A 5,749-nucleotide genomic window follows, 5' to 3' on the forward strand; every position below is an offset into this window, starting at 1 on the left:
GTGGCGACCTTTGGCGCCCGCTCCGGGTGCCCTCAGACGAGCAGACCCTATGGGTGATCGCCAGCACCGTGAAAGGTCTTCTGAAGGTCGCCTTGGGGTCGAGCAGTGAAGTTCGGGGACTTTTCGCAACGTCTGGTTAGCTGAGGATTGCTGCCCTCAGGCTTAGGTCCCAAGTGTGCCAAATCCTCACGTTCACTTAGGGTATGTTGAAGGGACGATTCCCCAAAGAGGGTTCGGGAAAGAGCATGGCGGCGAAGTTGGTTCTTCGCGGAGCCTTCATGCACTTCGAGTTTGATGATTCAGAAGTGTCTGAGCGGCGGGATCACGCTGGACCAGAACGATCAGATGCCGATGGCCTCGCCTCGAGGGCCTCAATGTCCCAGACAAGATCCATGGTGAAAGGTTCGGAATGCCATCAGGCTTTCGGCTGATCGTTGGGGAGGCTGTGAGCCCGTCCGATATCTCGCGGGCCGGATCTCGCAGCTACTCACGTAGTTCATCGAGCAGCGCCCTGGCGTCCTTCAGATCGGGCGCATCGAAGCCTTCGGTGAACCAGGCGTGGATCGGTGCGAGGAGATCGCGGGCTTCGTCGCGTCGGTCTTGGTCGCTCCAAAGTCGGGCAAGACTCGTCGCAGCGCGAAGCTGCCACATCTTCGCGCCCTGCTCGCTGGCAATTGCCAAAGCTCGTCGGAAGCATGCATCCGCCTCGGACCGCGCGGGCTCAGAAAGAACTAACAGCAGCTCGCCCCGGAGCCGATGCAACTCGGCCTCGAACCAACGTGCCCCCGTCCGATCAGCTCGTTCCAGGGCATCGACCACGAGGCTCAGACCGATCGCCGGTCGGCCTGCCCGCCCCTCCGCCTCGGCAAGCAGGCCCAGGAAGTAGGGCGACCACATCTCGGCCCCAGTGGCGCCATAAGCCGCCAATCCCTGCCGCATCTCCGTGATGCCGTCCTCCACTCGCTCGCTCTGCGCCAGCGCCCAGCCGCGGACAACCATGCCCGCCGCCCGGTACAGCGGGAAGCCCTGCTTTGTCGCAAGCGCAATCAGGGCTTCGGCCCGCTCGAAAGCCTTCTGCCGATCGCGGAGGAGCTGTCGGAATATGCAACCCCACGCGAAGGCCAGGGCCTCCGTATAGGGATGGGCCAACTCGCGAGCGTAGGCAGCCTCCTCGCTGTCTCGTGCCAAGGCCGCCCCCGGACGACCGACGAGAACGAGGAGATGAGAGAGCCACGACAAACTCACTACGCGTGAGTCGATGGCGTAGATGAGCGACGAGGCCCGGTCCCGTACTGGGTCATAAAGAGCGAGCGCTGCCTCACAGTGGTCCCGGCTCTCGATAAACCTCCCGAGCTGGAACAAGGTAGCCCCGACCACACGGTGGCCGGTTACCCGTCCGGAAGCATCGGTCCGTTCCTTGGCCAAGCGCAACAGCTCCCGCGCCACCTCGTCCGCCTTGACCAACTCGCTGCGCATGAAGTGGAACACCCACCGCCCGTACAGGACCGGAAGGAGCTCCGAATTCTCACCCAGCTCGCAGCACAACTCGTAAGCCCGGGCGTAGGCGCGACCAGTCTCTGGCGCCGCAAAGCCCATTGCGGCCAGCGACGCCCGTCCCAACGCAAGTTGCAGGCCGAGTTCGCGCCGCTGACGCTTGGGGCCCTCGGGCAGGCCCCGCAACACGCCCAACCCCCTCGTCAGTTGCGCGACTGCCTCGGCCATCGCAGAGCGCGCGAGCGCCTGCTGGCCAGCTCGCTGCCAGTAGTCCACCGCCTGCTCGGCGAGGCCCGCCTCGGTACAATGCTGGGCGAGCAGCTCGGGTTCGGCATCCACCATCTCCGGGAAGTGGTCCTCCAACGCCTGGACGACATGGGCATGTAGCTGCTGCCGCCGCGCCTTGAGCAGGCTCTCGTGGGCTGCCTCCTGTACCAGCGCGTGCTTGAAGACATAACGGGCCTCGGGAAGCGCGCCGTGACGGAACACGAGGCCAGCATCCACAAGTTCGTCCAATCCCCGGGTCAGTGTCAGCTCGGGAAGCCCGGCCACCGCGGTGAGCAGCTCGTGGCCAAACTCCCGGCCGATCACAGCGCCGATCTGCGCCACCTGCTTGGCGGCCGGCAACCGGTCCAGCCGCGCCATCAGCGAAGCCTGAAGCGTGCTCGGAACCGGAAGCGACAACCCGGCCGCATTCGCTGGGCCGGCTTGCTCCAGCACCGCCTTGGTCAACTCCTCGATGAACAACGGCACGCCGTCGGTCTGCGCCACGATGCGCTCCAGCATCGCGGCCGGTAGTGTCTGGCCAGTGACCACCTGACTCGCGAGCGTCGCGGCTTGACGTCGGCTCAGACGGCTCAGCGCGATCAGGCTCACGCCCGCATGCCCGACCCAGGGTGGCTGAAATTCCGAGCGGTAGGATAGGATCAGTAGCACTGGCAGGAAGGCCAGGCGCGCGATCACCCTGTCGAACAGCTCAAGCGAGCTCGGGTCCGCCCAGTGCGCGTCCTCGAACAGCATCAATATGGGCCTTTGGCGGGCGCGGATCACAAAGATCCGGATCAGTGCCTTGTAGGTTTGCTCCTTCTTGCGCTGCGGGCTGAGGTCGAGCGACGGATAGCGTTCACCGCCGGGCACGCCAAGCATCTCGGCAAGGAGCGTCACCTCCTCCGGCGTGGCGCCGAGGGGAAGCAGCAGGGCCTCCAACTTGTCGAGCCGTGCGTCCGCGGGCTCGCCGCGCAGGAAGCCTAGTTCGTTCTCCCAGCGTACCGAGATGGGCTGAAGTGGGCTGTCGCGGTGATGCGGCGAACAGAAATACTTGAACTTGACGTGGTCCTCCCCGGAGACCTGCTCCTCGAATGCGGCGATCAGACGGGACTTTCCGATGCCGGGCTCGCCGGAGAGGAGCACCACCTGGCCCTCGCCATCCTTAGCCTGACGCCAGCGGTGCAGCAGTAACTGGAGCTCGTCCTCGCGTCCGACGAGCGACGCTAGGGCGACAGGATGCATCGCCTCGAAGCGGCTATCGACCACGGCCTCGCCGAGCACTTGCCAGGTGCGCACAGAACCGGACAGGCCCTTCAGGCTTACGGCGCCGACATCGCGGCACTCGAATAAGCCACCGATGCGTCGCCGTGTTTCGGCATCAATCACCGTGCTTCCGGGATCAGCAAGCGCCTGCAAACGTGCGGCGAGATTCGGCGTCCCACCCACTACCGCAAGTTCCTGTGCGGCGCCTGCGCCCAGCAGATCGCCGACCACGACAAGGCCGGTGGCCAGACCGATGCGTGCAGCCAATTGCTCGCCGGCGGGCGCGACTTGGCCGACCGCCTGGAGAGTAGCGAGAGCGGCCCGCACCGCCCGCTCGGCATCGTCCTCGTGGGCTTGTGGGTAGCCGAAATAAACGAGCACGCCGTCGCCCATGTATTTGGCGACGAAGCCGCCGAAGCGGGTGACGGTCTCGGCCACGCAGCGGTGATACGCTCCAATGATCTCGCGCAGGTCTTCCGGATCGAGGCGGGCCGAGAGCGCTGTCGAGCCGACGAGATCGCAGAACATCAGCGTGAGCTGACGGCGCTCGGCCCCCGGCAGCCACATGGCAGCCTGGGGCGAGATCGGGTCGTCTGCCACGGTCGCGGGAGCCCCCGCGGCCTCATCCTGGTCCCGTAAGGCGGCGATGGCCTCGATCAGCTTGCGGCGATGGCCGACGGCCCTGACCCCGATCTCCTTCAGGTCCTCGGGGGTAAGATACGGGAGCACCTCGGCATCGACGCCATTGTCGGCAAACGCCTGTGCGTACTGCCCCAAGTCCATGGCCTCGAGCCAGGTCGCAACGTCCATGCGCCCTCCCCGTTCAACGGGCTGGAAGCACCTCTCCTGGCCGCGATCCTATCCCAAACTCCAGCGGGGTATGTATTGTGACATCGAGAGTTTGCTCGCACCGGGTGTGCAATGTTCAAGCCGCCCGCTGCGCAGAGTTTCCGCCGCGCCGGCGCCCGACACCGCGCTCGCGGGCCGGACGCCCTTGCAGGGCGGGCGATCGTGACGCGGTGCTGCGCCTCGTCCGCGCAAGCCAGGGCGACGGCTTCGCGTGAGGCCAGCGCACCCTTCTGCCTGCTGCCGTCGTCCGGGCCAGCCAATCTCGATGGCACCCCTGCCGCGTGTTAGAATACATCGTTCCGGCGAGGCGGTGATGGCCAACGCGGCGGCGCTCTTGGGCACGTGGAAGATGGTCTCGTGGACGCGCGAGGTCGTCGCAACCGGCGAGATCTCCGATGCCATGGGCCCAGACCCCATCGGCTACATCGCCTACCACGACGATGGGCGCATGATGGCCCTGGTCATCCGCCGGAACCGCGCGCCGCTGGCCGGCAAGGCGCCGACCGACGCGGAGAAGATCGCGCTCTACGACACCATGCTGGCCTATGCCGCGACCTACACGCTCGAGGACGACAAGGTCGTGCATCACGTCGATGCCGACTGGAATCCAGCCTGGGTCGGGACGGATCTAATCCGGCCCTACACGCTGTCCGGGGACAGCCTGGTGATCAGCGGAGCTCCCTCGAAGGATCCCGCGACGGACGAGGACGTGATCTACCGGATCGAGTTCCGGAAGGTCCCGAAACCGGGCTGACGTGCCAACAGGATTCCAGGGCACGGTCGGCATCTGAATTGCTCGATGGCCGATGTCGTCCGGGGCGAAAACCAGCGTGCTGAGTACCTTCCGGGATTTCTCATGCCCGACCTGATGCGCTCGGATCTGCGGATCGGCGTCGTCAGGGTCCCGATCCTGGCCATCCATGGCCAGCAGGATTCGGTTATTCCGATCATCTCGGCGCGCGAATTGATGGCGCGGGTCCTGGCGAATGCACGGCTCATCGAGGTCGACGGTGATCACGAGTCGATCGTAGGCAGGATCTGATGCCGAAGCGGAGGAACGATTCCGTTCGGCCTGCCCGACGGGTGCTGCACGCCCATAGGGACCGGAACCTCTCTACCCGGCGGGAATCCAGCCTCGATCCAACAATGGCCCGGGAATGTTGCCTGAGCCACTGGAATCGCTTTCCAGACGGCGAGACCTCATGCCGTAGCCAGGAAGCGCGCCGCCGAAGAGGCACCGACCACGACGGTGTCCGGTCTCTGACCACGAGCCACCTCACGCTCGAACAGGATGTGGTCGGGAGTCCTTTGGGCGAGGGTGGAACGTCGACCCCGAGCACCTCCGCTCAGCGCACGCTCAGATGGAACAGGGGCGCGTGGTCCGGCTGGGTCGTCACCACCGCGACCGGCAGGACGGGCCGTGGGCTGGCGAGTTCGATCCGAAACGCCCCAACGAGGCGGGCCAGGACCAGCAGCGCCTCCGTGAGCGCGAAATGCGCGCCGATGCAGACGCGCGGCCCGACCCCGAAGGGCAGATACGCGTAACGCGGCACCGGCGGCGCTCCCGGCAGGAACCGCCCCGGATCGAACGCATTCGGCTCGCGCCAGAGCCGCCAGTGCCGGTGCAGGATCCACGGCGAGACCAGGATCAGATCACCCGGGGCGACCGGACACTCCGACACCTGGTCCGGCGCCCGCGCGGCGCGCACGATCACGAACGCCGGCGGATAAAGCCGCATCGCCTCCTCGATCACGGCTCGGGTCAGGACCAGATGCGCCGCATCGACCCCCTGCCCTTCGCGCGCGACCTCGTCAGCAACCCGGTCCTGCACGTCGGGAGCCAGCGCGAGCAGATACACCGACCAGAATAAGGCGA

At 66.0% G+C, this 5,749-nt stretch carries 4 protein-coding genes; 2 read left to right on the forward strand and 2 right to left on the reverse strand.

Features of this window, described 5'->3' with window-relative positions; all coding sequences use genetic code 11:
• Positions 1 to 483 precede the first annotated feature (483 nt).
• Complete coding sequence (locus BN1233_RS40880; protein ID WP_046869415.1) at positions 484 to 3,834, reverse strand: AAA family ATPase; 3,351 nt, start codon at positions 3,832 to 3,834, stop codon at positions 484 to 486.
• Positions 3,835 to 4,186: 352 nt separating this feature from the next.
• Here BN1233_RS40880 and BN1233_RS40885 point away from each other — a divergent pair, with 352 nt between their 5' ends.
• Positions 4,187 to 4,627 carry a lipocalin-like domain-containing protein gene (locus BN1233_RS40885; RefSeq protein WP_046869416.1) on the forward strand — a complete coding sequence of 147 codons (441 nt, stop codon included), beginning with the start codon at positions 4,187 to 4,189 and terminating at the stop codon, positions 4,625 to 4,627.
• A 45-nt stretch (positions 4,628 to 4,672) separates the two neighbouring features.
• Positions 4,673 to 4,915, forward strand: coding sequence for an alpha/beta hydrolase family protein (locus BN1233_RS40890; RefSeq protein WP_046869417.1), 243 nt, complete (start codon positions 4,673 to 4,675; stop codon positions 4,913 to 4,915).
• 304 nt (positions 4,916 to 5,219) lie between these two features.
• On the opposite strand, the gene BN1233_RS40895 is transcribed toward BN1233_RS40890, so the two are convergent.
• A partial coding sequence (locus tag BN1233_RS40895) for a cytochrome P450 (protein WP_046869418.1) occupies positions 5,220 to 5,749 on the reverse strand: 530 nt, incomplete at its 5' end.

Source organism: Microvirga massiliensis, from assembly GCF_001006805.1.
GTDB classification, from domain to species: domain Bacteria; phylum Pseudomonadota; class Alphaproteobacteria; order Rhizobiales; family Beijerinckiaceae; genus Microvirga; species Microvirga massiliensis.

Coding starts and splice junctions, on each gene's coding strand:
- BN1233_RS40880 (WP_046869415.1), bottom strand. CDS start 3,834: ATGGACGTTGCGACCTGGCTCGAGGCCATGGACTTGGGGCAGTACGCA.
- BN1233_RS40890 (WP_046869417.1), top strand. CDS start 4,673: ATGGCCGATGTCGTCCGGGGCGAAAACCAGCGTGCTGAGTACCTTCCG.
- BN1233_RS40885 (WP_046869416.1), top strand. CDS start 4,187: ATGGCCAACGCGGCGGCGCTCTTGGGCACGTGGAAGATGGTCTCGTGG.